At 66.3% G+C, this 18,596-nt stretch carries 16 protein-coding genes and 1 pseudogene; 5 read left to right on the top strand and 12 right to left on the bottom strand.

What is annotated here, in order from left to right:
* Positions 1–336, top strand: a pseudogene (locus tag ACLQ3C_RS21055) (hypothetical protein); the annotation flags it as partial.
* Between the two features lie 134 nt (positions 337–470).
* Positions 471–1,967: an aldehyde dehydrogenase gene (locus ACLQ3C_RS21050; RefSeq protein WP_425707050.1), complete on the top strand. Its 1,497-nt coding sequence runs from the start codon at positions 471–473 to the stop codon at positions 1,965–1,967.
* Positions 1,968–2,064: 97 nt separating this feature from the next.
* On the opposite strand, the gene ACLQ3C_RS21045 is transcribed toward ACLQ3C_RS21050, so the two are convergent.
* The 12 genes from ACLQ3C_RS21045 to ACLQ3C_RS20990 all read right to left on the bottom strand — a co-directional run bounded on the left by ACLQ3C_RS21045 (position 2,065) and on the right by ACLQ3C_RS20990 (position 13,962).
* Positions 2,065–2,727 (bottom strand): hypothetical protein, encoded by a 663-nt coding sequence (locus ACLQ3C_RS21045; RefSeq protein ID WP_425707049.1) that lies wholly within the window; start codon positions 2,725–2,727, stop codon positions 2,065–2,067.
* A complete protein-coding gene (locus tag ACLQ3C_RS21040; RefSeq protein WP_425707048.1) occupies positions 2,727–3,611 on the bottom strand; it encodes a hypothetical protein in 885 nt (294 codons plus the stop codon). The genes ACLQ3C_RS21045 and ACLQ3C_RS21040 overlap by 1 nt, the downstream gene beginning before the upstream one ends.
* A complete protein-coding gene (locus ACLQ3C_RS21035; RefSeq protein ID WP_425707047.1) occupies positions 3,608–5,026 on the bottom strand; it encodes an MCE family protein in 1,419 nt (472 codons plus the stop codon). Before ACLQ3C_RS21035 ends, ACLQ3C_RS21040 begins: the two co-directional genes overlap by 4 nt.
* A complete protein-coding gene (locus ACLQ3C_RS21030; RefSeq protein WP_425707046.1) occupies positions 5,026–6,285 on the bottom strand; it encodes an MCE family protein in 1,260 nt (419 codons plus the stop codon). Before ACLQ3C_RS21030 ends, ACLQ3C_RS21035 begins: the two co-directional genes overlap by 1 nt.
* Positions 6,285–7,583 (bottom strand): MCE family protein, encoded by a 1,299-nt coding sequence (locus tag ACLQ3C_RS21025; RefSeq protein ID WP_425707045.1) that lies wholly within the window; start codon positions 7,581–7,583, stop codon positions 6,285–6,287. Before ACLQ3C_RS21025 ends, ACLQ3C_RS21030 begins: the two co-directional genes overlap by 1 nt.
* A gap of 1 nt (position 7,584) precedes the next feature.
* Entirely contained in the window at positions 7,585–8,814 is a 1,230-nt protein-coding gene (locus tag ACLQ3C_RS21020) for an MCE family protein (protein ID WP_425707044.1), read from the bottom strand.
* Complete coding sequence (locus tag ACLQ3C_RS21015; RefSeq protein WP_425707043.1) at positions 8,811–9,872, bottom strand: MCE family protein; 1,062 nt, start codon at positions 9,870–9,872, stop codon at positions 8,811–8,813. Before ACLQ3C_RS21015 ends, ACLQ3C_RS21020 begins: the two co-directional genes overlap by 4 nt.
* On the bottom strand, positions 9,865–11,046 hold the full coding sequence (locus tag ACLQ3C_RS21010) for an MCE family protein (protein ID WP_425707042.1): 1,182 nt from the start codon (positions 11,044–11,046) through the stop codon (positions 9,865–9,867). Before ACLQ3C_RS21010 ends, ACLQ3C_RS21015 begins: the two co-directional genes overlap by 8 nt.
* Before the next feature lie 3 nt (positions 11,047–11,049).
* Positions 11,050–11,901 (bottom strand): MlaE family ABC transporter permease, encoded by an 852-nt coding sequence (locus ACLQ3C_RS21005; protein WP_425707041.1) that lies wholly within the window; start codon positions 11,899–11,901, stop codon positions 11,050–11,052.
* A 4-nt stretch (positions 11,902–11,905) separates the two neighbouring features.
* Complete coding sequence (locus ACLQ3C_RS21000) at positions 11,906–12,670, bottom strand: MlaE family ABC transporter permease (protein ID WP_425707040.1); 765 nt, start codon at positions 12,668–12,670, stop codon at positions 11,906–11,908.
* A gap of 106 nt (positions 12,671–12,776) precedes the next feature.
* The gene (locus ACLQ3C_RS20995) at positions 12,777–13,670 is read right to left on the bottom strand and encodes a 3-oxoacyl-ACP reductase (protein ID WP_425707039.1); all 894 of its coding nucleotides are present in this window, start codon (positions 13,668–13,670) and stop codon (positions 12,777–12,779) included.
* Positions 13,671–13,770: 100 nt separating this feature from the next.
* Positions 13,771–13,962 carry a ferredoxin gene (locus tag ACLQ3C_RS20990; protein WP_425707038.1) on the bottom strand — a complete coding sequence of 64 codons (192 nt, stop codon included), beginning with the start codon at positions 13,960–13,962 and terminating at the stop codon, positions 13,771–13,773.
* Positions 13,963–14,129: 167 nt separating this feature from the next.
* Here ACLQ3C_RS20990 and ACLQ3C_RS20985 point away from each other — a divergent pair, with 167 nt between their 5' ends.
* From ACLQ3C_RS20985 to ACLQ3C_RS20975, 3 genes are read left to right on the top strand one after another with little or no spacing between them, the layout of a single operon-like run.
* Positions 14,130–15,347, top strand: coding sequence for an acyl-CoA dehydrogenase family protein (locus ACLQ3C_RS20985; protein ID WP_425707037.1), 1,218 nt, complete (start codon positions 14,130–14,132; stop codon positions 15,345–15,347).
* Between the two features lie 45 nt (positions 15,348–15,392).
* Entirely contained in the window at positions 15,393–16,547 is a 1,155-nt protein-coding gene (locus tag ACLQ3C_RS20980) for an acyl-CoA dehydrogenase family protein (RefSeq protein ID WP_425707036.1), read from the top strand.
* A 15-nt stretch (positions 16,548–16,562) separates the two neighbouring features.
* The gene (locus ACLQ3C_RS20975; protein WP_425707035.1) at positions 16,563–18,098 is read left to right on the top strand and encodes an AMP-binding protein; all 1,536 of its coding nucleotides are present in this window, start codon (positions 16,563–16,565) and stop codon (positions 18,096–18,098) included.
* Positions 18,099–18,596 lie beyond the last annotated feature (498 nt).

The following is an 18,596-nucleotide window of genomic DNA, read 5'->3' as shown; positions in this document are numbered from 1 at the left end:
AACAAACTGCCTGATGTCGGGCCCGACTTCACCGCCGGGCTCGCGAAGGTGCGTGCCGAAATCCACCGGCAACCACCCGACGCGGGTAATCCGTTGCCGGACAGCAGTACCGGTACCTTCACCGATCCGATCACCGCGGACCGGAGCTGCCTGGTGGGCTTGGCACCCGGTGACAAGATCCTGCGCACCACCATCGGCACCCCGACCGGCAGCTACGACATCGTCGAGATCATCACCCACGACGACACGTACGAAGACACCGACACCGTCGTGGCTACCGACCAGTCGCCGATCGAAGCCCACCTGGCCCACCTGCTCGCCACCCGCGGACTCTGACCGGTCGCGAAAATCTGCAGCCTTTAGTCGCGGAAAACGCGACCAAAGGCTGCAGATTCGGCGACACCATCGACGGAAATTAGAACGTGTTCTAACATCGGTTGTGGAGTAGTTCACAACCGAGGAGCACCTACATGACCGAGACCGTCGAGGCCGGCACCCGCACCGGCGTCGGGAGCGACCACACCAGCCTGTACCTGGGGGGATCCTGGGTCGCGCCGCATTCCACCGAGATCCTCGAGGTCTTCTCCCCTGCCACCGGCGAACGAGTCGGATCGGTGCCGCTGGCCGACGAGACCGACGTGGACACCGCTGTGCGTACCGCGGCCGCCGCGTTCGCGTCCGGGGTGTGGTCGGGCAAGCCCGCTGCCGAACGTGCCGACGTACTCGACCGGGTGGCCGACCTCATCGACGCCCGCTTCGACGAGATCGGCGCCGTCGTCTCCGCGGAGATGGGTGCGCCGCCGAGCGCCATCGACATGCTGCAGAAACTGCCCGGCACCGGGGTGCTGCGCGCCTACGCCGCCGCCGCCCGCACGTATCCGTGGGAGGAGTACCGCACCGGCCTGTTCGGCACCACCCTGGTCACCCGTGAGGCCGTGGGCGTGGTCGGCGCCATCACCGCGTGGAACGTCCCATTGTTCTTGGTGTGCAACAAGTTCGGTGCCGCGCTGGCTGCCGGCTGTTCGGTCGTCCTCAAGCCCGCGCCCGAGACCCCGCAGACGGCGAATCTGATCGCCGAGATCTTCACCGAAGCCGGTGTGCCCGAGGGCGTCATCTCGGTGGTGCCCGGCGCCGCCGCGACCGGCGAGGCCCTGGTGAACCATCCCGACGTCGACAAGATCACCTTCACCGGGTCGACGGCGGCGGGCAAGGCCATCGGTGCGGCCTGCGCCCAGTCCCTCAAACGCTGTTCGCTGGAGCTCGGCGGCAAGTCCGCGGCCATCGTCCTCGACGACGTCGACGTCGAGGCCAACATCGGCATGCTGGTGTTCCTCGGCCTGTTCAACACCGGCCAGGCGTGCGTCGCGCAGACCCGCGTGCTGGTCCCACGCAGCCGCCACGACGAGATCGTCGACGCGATGGTCGCCGCAGCCAAGACGATGAAGGTGGGGCTGCCCACCGATCCCGAGGTTCAGCTCGGTCCGGTGATCAGTGAGCGCCAGCTGAAACGCATCGAGGGCTACATCGAGGCAGGCAAGGCCGCAGGCGCCACGGCGGTATTGGAGAGCGTGCGCCCCGAGGGCCTCGACGGCGGCAACTTCATCACCCCGACGATCTTCACCGGCGTCACCAACGACATGACCATCGCCCAGGAGGAGATCTTCGGACCGGTGCTGTCGGTGATCGACTACGACGACGTCGACGAGGCCATCGCGATCGCCAACGACTCCGAGTACGGGCTCGCCGGATCGGTGTGGACCTCCGACATCGAACGGGGCATCGAGATCTCCGGCAAGATCCGCACCGGGACCTTCGGTATCAACTTCTATGCCATCGACCCGGGATCGCCGTTCGGCGGCTTCAAGAACTCCGGCATCGGCCGTGAATGCGGCCCCGAAGGACTCGAGTCCTTCGTCGAGCACAAGTCGACGATGCTGCCGATGGGCTACACCCCGACCCAGTCCTGATCCCGGCCGTCCCGCTCACTGACGTTCCCGCTCAACGATTTCGTTCCCGCTCGACGAGATCGTCGAGCGGGAACGAATTGATTGAGCGGGAAGCCGATCAGGGGGTCGGCACCGGCGAGCTCTGCGGCGCGGGGCCTGCCGGCGGGGTCGCGCTCGACGACGGGGCGGGAGACTCGCTCGGTCCGGGCAGCGGGACCGCCCCCGGAGGTGGCGTCGACACCTGCTGTATGCGGCTGCGGAACGAATCGTCGGTGATGATGTCGATGTTCTCGATCAGCCAGCGTCCGTCGCGCTTGATCATCGAGAAGGTCAACCGACTCGGATCGACGCGCACGAGGTCCTTGCCGCCCCGGCTGACCGACTGGTTCATGAACAGCAGCACCGTCGAGGAGTCCCGGGTGTTGGTGACGACCCCGGCGTCCTGGATCACCGCCTGCGAGACGACCTGCTGTTTGCGCACCCCGTCGACGAAGCTTATGTCCTGTCCGGGAACGGGTTTCGTGATCAGCTTGTCGTACTGGGCCTTCGCCGGACCGGTCACCACCGACTTCGTACCGTCCACATGCGCAGCAACATTCCCCGGGTCATAGCCGAACATCGTTGTCGCATAAGACTTCGCATCCGCCAGCGACGAATCCCGGGCGTCCTCTGTCCACCGGGCATCGAGGTAGCGATACCCGAGCACACCGGCGAGCGCCACCGAGGCGACGACCAGCACCGCCACTACGCCCGCGACCACCTGCCCGACCGAGAGCCGCATCAGGTCACCCACTCGAAATCGGTCATCTTCAGTTGGCCGTTGATCCGGGTGATGTCCACCCGCCAGCGGAACGTCTGAACGATGGTCTGCTCCTTCGGATCCGCAGGCTTCATCTGCCAGCCGTATACGACGATCACCGAACCCTCGTCGTCGGCGGCCTTGGTGACGGCGTCACTGATGACCCGCGACGACACATCCAGCTTCTGATCCCGCACGAGCGAAACCGCCTGTCCCATGGACTCGTTGAGCCGCTGCTGCGCGGTCCCGCTGGTCTTGTCGGACATGGTCTTCATCGCGGCGTCGACGTTGCCGGGATTCAGGCTGGTCATCGTGACCGTCATCTGCTGGGCGAAACCTGAATACTCCGCACGCAGATCCCGCTGGTGATCGATGCGGCCGAGCGCGATCGCGAACACCGCCGAGGCGACGAGGCAGCCGACGATGATCAGCACCGCCAGACTCGTCGCGACCAGCTTCAGGATCGAACGGTCCGAACGGGCGCGTAGCGCCGACACCTTGGCGACCTGGGCGGGCGCGGTGTCACCGGATGCGGCGAGCCGACGGCGACGCCGTTCGCGGTAACTCATCGACGCCACCAACGCGTCCGGGTCGGTGGCGGAGTCGCTCGTGTCCGCCGATTCGGCCGGCGACTTCGTCAGCGAGACATCACCTTCGGGCGTGGCGTCTTCGGTGGTGGTCGGTTCGGTGGTGGTCGGTTCGGTGGTGGTCGGTTCGGTGGTGGTCGGCTCGGCGGTGGTCGGTTCGGTGGTGGTCGGCTCGGCTGCGCCGGGCTCGGGCTTTTCCGTCTTGCGGCGGCGACGCAGCGGTGCCGAGCGCACCGGCGCCGATGGCACCTGTCCCATCTTGCGCGAAGCCGAGTTCACCGGGCGTCCACCGCTCCCGTGATCAGGCTCTGCCATGTCGTGTCGTGTCCTTGCTCGCCGGTGCCGGCGTTGTACGTGCGTCCGTCCGGGCCGATGAAGTCGCCCGACCCCGGATCGTACGTGGTGCCGTAGACGGCCGGCCCGGCCTCATGTGCGGTAGGCGTCCCCTGGGTCACATAACCTGCAGGTGCGGGCAGCAGACCCGGGATTCCGTTGGGGAAGGGCACCACGCGGTTGCTGATCGGCTTGTATCCGGTTCGGCACTCCTCGGGGGTCGGCGCGCGTCGGCCGGGGAACTCCGTACACGGATAGTTGCGGGCGCCGCGCACCGCGATCTGCGAGTTCTGCGGCACCCGGCACAGCATGCCCGGCGGCAGTTCCCGCGCATTCTGCTCCGCGGGACTGCGCCACTGCGAGGGCGGCAGGTACCCGATCGTGCAGGGCGGCGGATCCTGGAAGCCGAGCGAGAACTCGACGCTGGGGCCGTAACGCGGATCTCCGGCGTTGACGGCCGTCAGGAGTGTGTCGATCAGCCGCGGGTAGATCACCAGCACCTGCTGCAGATTCGGCAGATATACCGCCGTCGTCTTCGACACCGTGTTGAGGTTGGCCAGCAGCAGCGGCAGCGACTGATCCATCGATGCGAACAGCTTCTGTGCCGACGCGGCCGCCGCCGGACCCTTCGCGAGCAGGTCGGAGATCTCGGGATTGTTGGCGCGCAGCTGATCGGTCACCTTCACCGCGTCGGCCGTCCACGCCCGGATCTGACCGGCCGTCGCCGACTGCGTGGCCATCAACGGACCGGCCTGTTTGACGAGGTCGATGGTGACATCGGAGTTCTTGTTGGCGTCGTCGACCAGCAGGATCATCGAATCCATCAGGCGGCGCAGGTCTTCGGCGGTGCCGTTGAACGCGTCGAAGGCCTCGTCGATGAGTGAGCGCAGGTTGGCGTCGCCGACCCGGTTCAGCAGTGCGGTGGCCTGGTCGAGCACCGCCGAGATCTCCACCGGCACGTCCTTGGTGGACACGGTTGCACCGTCACCCAGGTCGTCGGTGCTCGAATCGCCGGGGGGCGGGGTGAATTCGACGTACTGCTCACCGACCGCCGAGACGCTGCGCACCGCGGCCGCCGAGTTCGCCGGGATCTTGGTGTCGCTGTCGATCGACAACTGTGCCGACACCCCCGATTCGGTGAGCTGTACCGACTTGACCTTGCCGACGTTGACGCCACGGAAGCTGACGTTGGCGTTCTCATAGAGGCCGCCGGTATCGGGCATGTGCAGGGTCACCTGGTAGCGCCCCACCCCGAACATCGCCGGAATACGCACATAGAACAGGGCCATCGCCACGATCGCGACGACGGTGATGATGGCGAAGATCGTCAACTGAATCCGGACGAAACGGGTGATCTTCATCAGTGGCCACCGCCCTGCGAGCGCGGCGGGTTCTGCGTCGCCGGGATGGGAGCGGCGTTCTCGGAACGTGTTTCGCCGCCCGGCTGCAGCGGCGAGGTGAACGGGTTGAGCCCACGCCCGGCGGCGCCCGCGGGCCGGCCGGTGATGCCCTCGGGACCGACGACGCCGACCGAGCGCAGGATGCTGCGCTGCAGCTTGGGAATCGTGAGGTCCAGGACGAGGTCGGAGTTGATGTAGTCACCCTTGACCATCGTCGGGATCTCCTCTTCCAGGAACGGGAAGGTGAGGAGCAGTCGCAGCGAACCGGGCAGCGCCGGGCCGGCGGCGGCAAGTCCTTGGAAGGCCTTGGCCATATTCGAGACGATCGTCTTGATGTCTTGCGAATTCGCATCCAGCACATCGTTGGTGGTCGCCGACAACCGGCCGACCGAGTCGAGTGCGTTGACGAATTGCTGACGCTGATCGTTGAGCAGCTTCAGGATCTCCGGGCCGTCACGCAACGCCTTCTGCAGGGTGGGGGTCTGCTGGTTCACCGCGAGCGAGAGCCGGTCGAGACCCTCGGTCGCATGAATGATGTTGTCGCGCTGCCGGTTCAGATCGCCGACGAGCGTCGTCAGCCGCGGGATCAACGCGCGGATCTGCTGATCGCGGCCCGCGAAGATCTGGCTCATCTCATGCACGATGTCGCCGAACTGCGAGAGTCCACCACCGTTGAGCACCACCGACAACGCGCTGAGCACCTGCTCGGTCGACGGGTAGTTGCAGCCGGGCACCTGCTGGGCGGAGTTGATGTCGGGGACCGGGTTGCTGGTGGGCTGGTCGATGTTGTCGGCCTTGGGGCAGTGCGGCAACGGTATCTGATCACCGGGCGCCAGATCGCCTTGATCACCCGGCGCCGGCTCGACGATCTCGAGGTGGGTCGAACCGAGCACACTGGTCATCCCGACCATCACGTGCGACCCCTTGGCCACCTTCACCCCGGGATTGAGCCGGATGACGACCTTCGCGTTCCATCCGGGTGCGACGGTGATCGACCCGACGCTGCCGACCGTGGCGTCGTCGATGAGCACCGGTGCGTTGTTCACCAGGCCGGTGGCGCTCGGGATGACCGCGCTGATCTGGTACGAATCCCGGCTCGTGCCCTGCGCGCCGGGCACCGGCAGGCTGTTGATGCCGTTGAAACTGCACGCCGACGCCACGATGGTGACCGTCGCGACGAGCAGGATCAGGCGCAGATGCCGCACCTGTGGCCTGCCCATCATCCTTCGCCTCCCCACGGCACGAGCAGATCGGCCAGCGGGCCGCCCCCGTTGGCACGGCGGGTGGCCGCGTCCTGATCGCGGATGCCCTGCTGCGCCCGCGCCGCCACGTCGGCGTTCTGGTAGGTGACCTGACCGGGCGTCGCGTTGATGCCGTTGACCGGGTTGGTCATGAACGGCGGGTAGGCGACGACGATCGACTGCAAGACCGGCGCCAGGGTGTCGACGCACTTGTTGATGTCGACCTCGCTCTGCCCGGGCCGATTGTTGGCCTCCATCGTGCCGCACAGCAGGGTGATGAGGTTGTTGCCCATACCGAGGCCGAACACACCCGACAACGACCCGGTGAGCGGGTTGTAGATGTTGTAGAAGTTGGCGAGCTGATTGGGTGCCGAATGCAGCAACCCGCGCATCTGCTCGTCCTTGTCGGCGAGGATGCCCGCGGTCTTGGCCAGCCGCGAGACCGCCCCGGTGAGCGAGTTCTGGTTGGTGTTGATGAAGTTCTGCACGTCGGTCATCGCCGAATCCAGGTTGTGCAGCGCACCGTTGAGCTGATCGGTGTTGTCGGCGAGCACACTCGACACCGACGCGATGCGGCCGTTGAACTGCACCATCTGCTCATGACTCGACGAGAGCGCATCGGTCAGCTTCTGCAGATTCCGGATCGTGGTGAACAGGTCGTCGCGCCCGGACGCGAGGGTGCCCATCACATCGGAGAGCTGGGTGATCGAGTTGTTGATGGCTGTGCCCGCACCATCGAGGTTCTGGGCGCCGACGTCGACGGCCCGCGCTGCGGCGCCCGGGTCGGCGCCGTGGGGGCCGACGGCTTCGGTGACCCGCTGCAACTGCGCCTTGACCTGATCCCATTCCATCGGCACGGCGGTGCGTTCCATCGGGATGTCGGCGCCGTCGGTCAGTTGCGGGCCCTTCGAGTACACCGGCGTCAGCTGGACGAAGCGCCCCGAGACCAGGCTCTGCGCCACGACGACGGCACGCGCGTCGGCCGGGATCTTGACGCTGCGCTCCACCTCGAGTTCGACCTTCACGTCACCGCTGCGCGGCGTGATCGACGCGACTTTTCCGACCTTGACGCCGAGCACCCGCACCGAGTCGCCCTCGTAGAGGCCGGTGGTGCCGGCGAAGTAGGCGGTCAGCCGTGCGGTCGTGGAGCGGTGATAGCCGACGTAGCCGAGCACCGCCACCAGCACGACCAACACGACGACCGCGAGTACCACCCATGCGGTGCGCCGCGTCCCGCCGTCGGCCGTGGCCGTGCCGAATCCGGATCGTCTGCTCATCTCAGCCACCCGGCCTTGTCGTCGGAGGGGGTGTGGGGATCGTCGGCGACGGCGCCGGGCCCGGTGCCGGACGGCTGTTGGCGCCGGGGGCCTGACTCCATGCGTTGGGCAGCAACGGGAATCCCGAATAGGCGAAGGCCTGCGCGACCTCGGGATACTTCTGCTGCAGCACCTTCATGAAGGTCGCGGTGTAGTCACCGAACGTGCTGACCCCGACCAGCGAGTCGAAGTTCGGACCGTTGGACACCGATTCGCCGAGCGCGTTGGCGAACGGCCCCAACCGGTCCACCGTCTTCTTCAGGTTCGCCTCGTTGTCGTTGAGGATGTCGAGGACCCGGTTGAACTTGTCGAGCACCGGCGTCAGCTGCGCGTTGTTGTCGGCGATGAACCCACTGATCTGCGCGGCGACGTCGCGGGTTCCGCTGATCAACTGCGCGATGGCCGTCCGCCGGAACTGCAATTCACCGAGCAGCATGTTCGCGTCGAGGAGCAACTGGTTGAGCTGCTTGCTGCGGTCGCCGACGATCTTGCTGACGCCGTTGGCCTTGGCCAGCAGTTCACGCAGCGCATTGTCGCGGTCGGCGACCGCCTTGGACAGCTTCGCGACACCGTCGACGGCGCCCTGCACCTGATCGGGGGTGGCCGAGAAGGTCACCGAGAGCGTGTCGAGCGCCTTGTTCAACTGGGTGGTGTCGGTCTGCGACAAGGTGTCGGTGGCGTTGTCGAGCGCGTCGGTCAGCGAATACGGCGCCACCGTGTTGCGGTTGGGGATCTCACCGCCCGGCTGGATATGTCCCGGGCCGTGCGGCAGAATCGTCAGATTCCTTCGGCCGAGCACGGTTTCGGTCTTGATCGCGGCCTGGGTGTCGGTGCCCATCTGCACGGTGTCGGCGAGCCGGAAGGCCACTGCGGCCTTGGTGCCCTGATCGGTGTCGGCGAGTTCGATCTTCTCCACGGTGCCCACGTTCACCCCGGCGACGGTGACGATGTCGCCGGTGACCAGACCACCGGCGTCGTCGAAATATGCGGTGTAGGTGCTGATCGGCGAGATCAGCGGCAACTTGTCCATCTGCAGGGCGACGATGACGACCATCGTGGTCAGCACGATGCCGATCATCCCGATCTGCCGACGGGTCCGCCCACCGCGCTTGTGTTCCCGCGCGACGTCGGCCTCGCCCGACCCGGAACGCTTGGTGCCGAACAGATTTCCCAAAGATCCACTGATACTCATGACTGCGTCGAACACCTCCCCCCGGCCTTGGTGGTGTCTCCCATGACGTCGTTGGAGGTGAAGAAGTACTGTTTGCCGTCCGGACCGCTCAGCAGCAGCCGGATGCGGCAGAAGTAGATCTGCAGCCACGCACCGTAACTGCCGAGATTCGACAGCATCTTGTAGTCGTTGGGCAGCCGCGGCAGCAGCGACCGCAGGAACGGTTCGGCCTGCAGAACGTTGTCGGAGGCGACCCCGATGCTGGTCAGCGTCGACTTCAGCCCGGGGCGGGTCGACGAGAGGAGGTCGGCCAGCCCGTTGGTGACCTGCGCGGTCTGGGTCAGCGAATTGCCGATGGTGCCGCGCTGTGCCGAGAGCCCGGTGATGAGCATCTGCATCTGGTCGAGGCCGGTGTCGAGGCCCCGGCGGTCACCGTCGAGGGTGCCCAGCATCTGGTTGAGGTTGTCGATGACGCTGTCGATGAGTTGATCACGGTTGCCGAGCGCATTGGTGAAGGTCGCGGTGTCGCCGAGCAGCTTGTTCAACGCCGGGCCCTGTCCCTGGAACACCGCGACCAGCGACGTGGACAGCTCGTTGACCTCCTTGGCGTCGAGAGTGCGGAACAACGGCTTGAACCCGCCGAGCAGCTTGTCGAGATCGAGGGCCGGCTCGGTCTGCGAGATCGGGATGGTGTCGGCGGGCGAGAGCTGGTCGTCGGGATCGCCGGGGCCCTGCTGTAGTTCGAGATACCGGTCGCCGGTGAGGTTCTCATACCGGATCAGCGCCCGCACCGATCGCGGCAACTTGTACTGCTCGTCGACGGAAAACCGCACCTGCGCCTCGTTGTCGCGGGTCAGTGACACCCCGTCGACCGATCCCACCTCCACCCCGGCGATCTTGACCTTGCTGCCCGACTTCATCTGTGAGGCGCTGGTGAACAACGCCTTGTAGTCGTCGGAACTGCCGGAACGGTAGCTGCTGAACACCACGACGAGACCGATGAAGACCAGGACCATGACGATGGCGAAGGCAGCAAGTTTGATGACGGTCGCGCGGAAGGCGCGTGCGCGGTTATCCAAGGCTCGGCTCCCCGAACAACAAGTTGAAGAGCTTCTCGCGGTTGACCTTTGGCGTCATGCGCGGCTGGTAGGGCACCGGCGCGTTGTCGGTCACGTAGAACTTCGAGTGTTCGGTCGTGCTCGGATCACTCAGTCCGCCGGCGCAGGTGGGGGCACCTTGGGCGCCGATGCGCGGCAGGCTCCGCGGGTAGGTGTAGGGCTCCTTGCCGGGCAGCAGTCCGGCGTAGAGCTTGAGCATGCCGTTGTCACCGCCCTCGAGGGGCTTGGCCATGTCGGCGGCGGTGGCGGTGGTGCGCAAGAAGCAGGAGATCCCCGGCGCCTGATAGCCGAGAAGCTGTGACACCGGGTCGAATTGGCTCAGCGTCGCCATCAGGTCGGCCTTCGACGGGACGAGCACGTCGTTGTTGATGGTGTTGGCCATGCCGGTGACGTTGATCAACAGGGCATCGAAATTGGAGGCATTGCTGCGCAAGGTGTTTCCGGTGTACACCGCGTTGTCGATGGTCCGCATCAGATCACCCATCACATCGCCGTAGACGTTGGTGGCCGTGGCGGTCTGGCGGATCAGTTCGTCGAGCTCGGGCAGGTGCGGGTTGGTCTTGCCGAGCAGATCGGACAGTTGGGCCAGCGAATTCCCGATATCGGCGCCCCGGCCGGTCAGCGCGGTGTTGACGGCACCGACGGTGGAGTTGAGCTTTTCGGGCTGCAGGTCGGCGAGCACCGACACGAGTTGCTGATAGACCGTGTTGAGCTCGACGACGACGTGATCTGCGTCGAGGACCTGCCCCGGCTGCAGTTGGCCGCTGGCCCCGGACTCGGGGACCTCGAAGTACACCGACTTGGCACCGAAGACGGTGTTGGACTTGATCTGTGCGGTCACATTGCCCGGGATCTGCGACATCTGGTCGGAGTCGATATCGAGGGCGAGGACGGCATGGTCGCCGGTCTCGGTGATCGACTTGACCCTGCCCACCTGCACGCCACGCAACCGAACCTTGGCATCCGGACTCATCACCAGGCCGGCGCGGGGCGCTTGCAGCGTGATCTGTTCGGTGTCGGCGAACCACCCGAGGAACGAGCCCGCGGCGGCGGCGATGACGGCGACCAGGGTGCCGACCATGACCACCGCGGCGACCTTGCGCACCGCGTTGCCGCGTTCCTGCCGTCTCGCCATCGCTCAGCCCGCCAGGTTGAATTTGCCGTCGGAGCCGTAGATGGCCAGGGAGGTGAGCAGGGTGATGACGACGACGACCACCAGCGACGCGCGGACGGCGTTGCCGACGGCGACGCCGACGCCGACGGGGCCGCCGGTCGCGTTGTAGCCGTAGTAGGTGTGGATGAGCATGACCGCGATGGCCATACAGATGGCCTGTACGAACGACCACAGGATGTCCGACGGGATCAGGAAGGTGTTGAAGTAGTGGTCGTAGACTCCCGGCGACTGTCCGTAGAGGACGACGGTGGCAAAGCGGCTGGCCAGGAAGGACGCGAGTGAGGCCAGCGAATACAGCGGGACGATGGCGATCATCCCGGCCACGATGCGGGTGCTCACCAGATAGGGGATCGAGGAGATCGCCATCGTCTCGAGGGCGTCGATCTCCTCACTGACACGCATCGCGCCCAACTGTGCCGTGGCGCCGGCACCGATCGTCGCGGCCAGGGCGATGCCGGAGATCACCGGCACGGCGATGCGCACGTTGATGAAGGCGGAGAAGAATCCGGTCAGCGCCTCGACGCCGATGTTGGCCAGTGAGCTGTAGCCCTGCACGGCGATGGTGCCGCCGGTGAACAGGGTGAGGAACCCGACCACCACCACGGTGCCGCCGATCATGGCGAGTGCACCTGTGCCCATGGAGATCTCGGCGATCAGTCGCAGCGTCTCCCGCTTGTAGAGGCGGACCGCGCGCGGGATCGAGATGATGCTGTCCCAATAGAACAGGGCCTGATCGCCGATCTGGTTCCAGTCCTCGCCGGCGCGTTTGACCGCCACACGCGCAGTGCGGAGCCGGGTGGTGAACGGTAGGACCATCCCGCTACCCCGCCGTCGCCTTGAGACCGACCGCGGTCACCACGACGTTCACCACGAACAGCGCCATGAAGGAGTAGACGACCGTTTCGTTGACCGCGTCGCCCACACCCTTCGCGCCACCTTTGACGTTGAGCCCTTGGTAGCAGCCGACCATCCCGGCGAACAGACCGAACAGTGCGGCCTTGACCATCGAGATCATCAACTCGCCGAACCCGGTGAGCAGTGTCAGGTTGGCGATGAAGGCGCCGGGATTGACGTCTTGCAGATACACCGAGAACACGAAGCCGCCGCCGATACCGATCGTGCAGACCAGGCTGTTGAGCAGGACCGCCACCCCGGTGGAGGCGATGATGCGCGGCACGACGAGCCGATGCACCGGATTGATGCCGAGCACCTTCATCGCGTCGATCTCTTCGCGGATGGTGCGCGCGCCGAGGTCGGCGCAGATCGCGGTCGCCCCGGCGCCTGCGACGATCAGCACCGTCACGATCGGACCGATCTGGGTGATGGTGCCCAGGGCGGCGCCCGCGCCGGAGAGGTCCTGCGCACCGATCTCGCGCAGCAGGATGTTGAGGGTGAAGCTCACCAGAACGGTGAAGGGAATCGCGACGAGGAGCGTGGGCACCATCGACACCCGGGCGATCGCCCAGGACTGTTCGACGGTTTCCCGCCACTGGAAGGGCCGGCGGAACAGTTCCCGGGTCGAGTCGACCCCGAGCGCGACGAAGTCGCCCACCCCATCGAGGGGCCCCGCAAGCCTGCTCAGCACAGCACTCCTCAAGCCTTGGAACTCACGCGCAACATATCACCGGGATCGGTCAATAGTAGGTCACTTGACCCACAGCAACCATTCAGCTCATCAACTCGCGGACCATTCAGCTCATCAGGTCGCGGGCCGAGAATGTGCGGCGCGGATCGCGGTCGGCGAAGTAGCTGCTCAACGTCTTGGCAAGGTCCCCCTCGTCCCATGCATCCCCCTCCGCGGTGAAGACCTCATCCACCGTGGGCGCGGCCATCACCATGACTCGGGGACCGTACACGACAAAGACCTGTCCGGTAACCGAATCGGCATCCGGACCGCCAAGGTAGGTCACGAGTTTCACCACGTGATCGGGCGAGAGCGGGTCGACACCTGCGGTGGGTGCGTCCCCGAAGACACCGGCGGTCATCGCGGTGCGCGCCCGCGGGCAGATGGCGTTGGCCCGGACGCCGTAGCGCCCCAGCGCGCGTGACGCGGACAGCGTGAGCGCGGTGATCCCGGCTTTCGCGGCACCGTAGTTGGCCTGCCCCTCCGGGCCGAGGAGCCCGGCCTCCGAGGAGGTGTTGATCAGGCGGCCGTACACCGGCGCCCCGGCGGCCTTGGACTCGTTGCGCCAGTACGCACCCGCGTTGCGATTGAGCAGGAAGTGCCCGCGCAGGTGCACCCGAAGGACCAGATCCCAGTCGTCGTCGGTGAGGTTGAACAGCATCTTGTCGCGCACGACGCCTGCGTTGTTCACGACGATGTGCAGGCGGCCGAGGTCGGCGGTGGCGGTCCGCATGATCTCGGCCGCGGTGGCCGAATCCGAGATGTCGCCCGCGACGGGCACCGCGGTGCCGCCGGCCGCGGTGATGGTGTCGATGACGTCACTGGCCTCCAGCGCCGCGGCCAGATCGTTGACGATAACCGTCGCTCCCTGCCCGGCCAGCCCGAGCGCCTCGGCGCGGCCGAGGCCCGCTCCGGCACCGGTGACGACCGCGACGCGGCCCTCCAACGATCCAGCAGTCACGTGAAACCCCTTCAGCCAAACCCCGTGTGAACGAAAACTAGAACCTGTTCTAACAGGCTAGCCGGTGGCGGCATCACCTCGGGGCGGTTTCGTCAGAAACTCACTCCTGGATCGACAACGCGGACTTCGGGCAGCTCGCAACCACCTGCCGGAGCTCCGCCTCCCGCCCCTCGGGCACTTCGTCCTTCAAAATCACCAGGTAGTCGTCGTCATCGAGCTCGAAGATGTCGGGCGCCATCCCAACACAGACGGCATTCGACTCACATAGGTCGAAATCGGCCTTGATATGCATCGACTCGCTCCTCCTCGGTTACGCCCGCTGGTTGACGGGCTTCGCCAAACACGTTAGAACGTGTTTCAGATATTGGCGAGTCCCGATGTCACGTCCGTGCGTGCGGCCGCGACCCTCGACCCGCCCGCTACCTGCCCGCGCGGCCTGATCCTCCGACGGAGTCCACCATGCGCATTGCCTACACCGACGAGCAATCGGCGCTACGCCGTGAACTGCGCTCCTACTTCACCGGCCTGATGACCGATGATCGCCGGGCCGCCCTGTCCGGTGGTGACGGTGAACTCGGCGAGGGTGACGCCTACCGCGACGTCGTGCGCCAGATGGGTGCCGACGGCTGGCTGGCGCTCGGGTGGCCCACCGAGTTCGGTGGACAGAACCGGTCGATGATGGATCAGTTGATCTTCACCGACGAGGCCGCGATCGCCGGGGCGCCGGTCCCCTTCCTCACGATCAACTCCGTGGCACCGACGATCATGCACTACGGCTCCGCGGAGCAGAAGTCCTATTTCCTGCCGCGGATTGCTGCAGGCGAATTGCACTTCTCGATCGGCTACTCCGAGCCCGCCGCCGGCACCGACCTCGCCGGGCTGGCGACCACCGCGGTGCGCGACGGCGACGAGTACGTGATCAACGGCCAGAAGATGTGGACGAGCCTGGTCGCCTACGCCGACTACCTCTGGCTGGCCTGCCGCACCGACCCGGCCACCCTCACCGAGGAGGGGCACGAGCGCGGACTCAAACGGCACCACGGTATCTCGGTACTCATCGTGCCCGCCGACGCCGATGGATTCTCCTACACACCGGTGCACACCATGGCCGGCGTCGACACCAGCGCCACCTATTACTCCGATGTGCGGGTGCCGACGAGTTCGCTGGTCGGCGAGGAGGGCCGCGGGTGGTCGCTGATCACCAATCAGCTCAACAACGAACGCGTCGCCCTGTGCAGTGCCGCACCGATCCAGACCGCGCTGCGCGAGACCGTCTCGTGGGCACAGCAGACCAAGACCGGCGACGGCGAACGCCTCATCGATACGGCGTGGGTGCGCCAGAACCTGGCCCGGGTGCACGCCAAGGTGGAGTTCCTCAAACTCCTCAATTGGAAAATCGCGTCGGCGGCCGCCTCGGGTGGGGCGCCGAGCCCCGCGGACGCGTCGGCCACCAAGGTGTTCGGCACCGAATTCGCCACCGAGGCATACCGTCTGCTGATGGAAATCCTCGGACCCGCGGCGACCATCCGGGCGGGCAGTTCTCGGGCGCATCTGCTCGGCAGACTCGAACGATTCCAACGGACCTCGCTCATCCTCACCTTCGGGGGCGGCACCAACGAGGTGCAGCGCGACATCATCGCGATGACCGCCCTCGGCCTGCCCCATCAGCGACGCTGACCACCGACTGCCAACCCCTACCGACGCCGACGCGAGAGCAGCACAATGGATTTCACAGCCTCTGAGACCACCGAAGATGTGCGCGGGCTGACGCGTGACATCGCCGAGAAGGTCAGCACCGATGAGCGGGTCGCGAAGCTCGAGGCGAACGACGCATCCATCGACGACGTGCTGTGGCGCGAACTCGGCGCGGCCGGGCTCCTCGGGCTCGAGCTCGACCCGGATTCGGTCGGCGATGCCGGCGCCGGTGCGTCGATCCTCGAAACTCTCGCCGTCACAGAGCAACTCGGACGACGCCTGGCACGGGTACCGTATGGCCCGCATGCCGTCGCCGCGGCGCCGGTGATCGCCGCGTACGGTTCGCCGACGCTGAACGAGCATCTGCTCGGTTCGGCCGCCACCGGCGCGGCAGTGCTCACCGTCGCGTTCGAGGAAGACCTGGGTACCGATCCGGGCACCCCGCAAACCCGGCTGACCCGCACCGAGACCGGCTGGAGCCTCTCGGGGTCCAAGGTCAACGTGGCATACGCCGAGGTGGCCGCGGCGATCGTGGTGAACGCGATGTCGCCGGACGGGGTGCGCGCCGTCGTCGTCGATGCCGATGCGCCCGGGATCACCTGCATCGGGACCCCGGCCACCGGCAATACCCCGACAAGTGCGATCGACTTCGACGGGGTCGTCGTCGGCGATGACCGCATATTGCACGGTGGCGCCGATACCGTCACCGAGATCACCGACCGATTGACGCTCGCGGTGTGCGCCGATCAGTCCGGAACCGTCAGCCGCGCACTGGAACTGACCGCCGGATATGCCACCGAGCGTGAGCAGTTCGGCCGGGCCATCGGATCATTTCAGGCCGTCGCGCAGCGCCTCGCCGACGGCTACATCGATGCACAGGGTCTGTCGCTCACCACCACCGCGGCGGCCTGGCTGTTCACCCGCGCTGCCGATGACACGCCCGAATCCGATTCCGGCGGCGATGATCTCCGGGTCGCGGTGCAGACCGCCAAGTTCTGGGCCTGCGACGCCGGGCATCGGATCGCCCACACCGCGGTCCACGTACACGGGGGTGTCGGCCTCGACACCACTCACCCACTGCATCGATACTTCCTGCGCGCCAAGCAGAACGAGTTCACCCTCGGATCGGCGCCGGTGATGCTCGCCGCGATCGGCGCGGCACTGGCAGCCGTACCTGCCTGAACGGCAGCCCGTCTCGTGTCCACCACCGCCGAGCTCGGATCGTCCACGGCGACCGTCGCGCAGTTGCTGAGCGCACTGGCCGACGTCGACGACCGCGGCGTCCACCACGAAGGCGGATTCCTGTCGTACTCGGAGCATCTGCGGCGCTCGGGTTCCTGTGCGGCCGAGCTACGCGCGATGCTCGGCGACACCGGCACACCGCATGTCGGGGTGCTGCTCGACAACGTCGTCGAATTCAGCATCCTGGTGGCCGCGGCGGCGCTCGAGAATCTGGTCATCGTCGGACTCAACACCACCCGGCGCGGTGGCGCGCTGGCCGCCGACATAGCCCGCGCCGACTGCCGATTCGTCCTCGTCGACGAGCACACCGCCATGCTTCTCGATGGCGTCGAGGTCGGGGTGCCGGTGCATGACGTCCACCGGTTCACCGATCCCGGCACCGCAGACCTTCCTGCGCCCCGGCCCGTCCCGCGAGACACCTCCCCAGATGACCTGCTCATGTTGATCTTCACGTCCGGCACCACCGGGGAACCGAAGGCGGTGCGCTGCACTCAGCGGACCTTTGCCGCGGCCGGCGTGATGCTCGCCGAGCGGTTCGGTATCGGCGATGATGACGTCGTCTACCTGTCGATGCCGATGTTCCATTCCAACGCGATGATCGCCGGCTGGTCGGTCGCGCTGGCCGGCGGGGCGTCGATGGTGTTGCGGCGCCGGTTCTCCGCCCGCGGCTTCGTCGACGACGTCAAACGTTACGCGGTCACCTACGCCAATTACGTCGGCAAGCCGCTGAACTACATTCTCGCCACCGACGAGGCGCCCGACGACGCCACCACCGCGCTCCGCATCGTCTACGGCAACGAGGCATCTGCCGCCGACCGCGAACGCTTCGCCCGTCGCTTCGGCTGTACGGTGGTCGACGGGTTCGGGTCCACCGAGGGCGGCGTAGCCATCACCCGTACACCGGACACGCCACCGGAGGCGCTGGGCCCCTTACGTTCTCCCGTCGGCCTCGTCGATCCGGAGACCGCGGCACCGACTCCCGCGGGCGAGATCGGCGAGATCGTGAACACCTCGGGCTCCGGACTGTTCAGCGGGTACTACAACGATCCGGATGCCACAGCGGATCGGATACGGGGCGGCGTCTACCACACCGGCGACCTCGGGTGCGTCGACGAAGCCGGCTATCTCCACTTCGCCGGCCGCCTGGGCGACTGGCTGCGCGTCGACGGCGAGAACCTGGGAACCGGCCCCATCGAACGCATTCTCCTGCGCCATCCGGTGATTCGACAAGTCGCAGTGTTCGGCGTACCCGTCGAGATCGGTGACGAGATCGAAGCAGTTCTGGTCACCGACGGCGATCTCGACCCAGCCTCGTTCACCGACTTCGTCTCCACGCAAGCCGATCTCGGCTCGAAGCAGTGGCCGCACCGGATTCGTCTCGCCGACGAGCTCCCCGAGACAGCCACCTTCAAGACCGTCAAACGTCATCTCCGCGACGCCACGCAAGCCCCGACCTGGGTTCGCGTCGACGGCGGGTATCGGGCCCTGTAGCCTGCCCGGTTCATGAACTGCCAGCCAGGTCGCGGCATTGGTACTGCGCAGGTGACGCGAGCAATTCGAACCGCACCGGCAGGCCGGCCGAGCGCCGATCGATGAACGACGCGGATGAGCCGAAATATTGACGCCCACATCAAAGCTGCCAGCACCTACCATCGAGCGTTGACCGAAGCCGGCTCCGGGCTTCACTCGCTCGCGGCGTTCATCGCCCTGGCCAACTCCCCTCCGTCGGCGCCTTCAGAACTGTTATGGATACGTCCACTCAAAAGAACATCACAACAACTAGTTTTCGGGCAGCGCCTCGCGAACGTCGGAGTCCACGGGAATGCGCCCGTTACCACACGCCACCGACAAGAATCGGCCGACTCGAACCGCGCGAATGATGTTGTGCACAAACAGTATTCGTCCTTTGAGACCTTGCGCTCAGCGGATTTCCATGTAGACTGGACCCATCGCAGCGATCGCCAGGGGAGGGCACATGATCGACGACAC

It is taken from the genome of Gordonia sp. DT30, assembly GCF_049844915.1.
GTDB lineage: Bacteria > Actinomycetota > Actinomycetes > Mycobacteriales > Mycobacteriaceae > Gordonia.
Note: the sequence above shows the minus strand (reverse complement) of the source record. Positions and strands in the feature narration are given on the sequence as shown.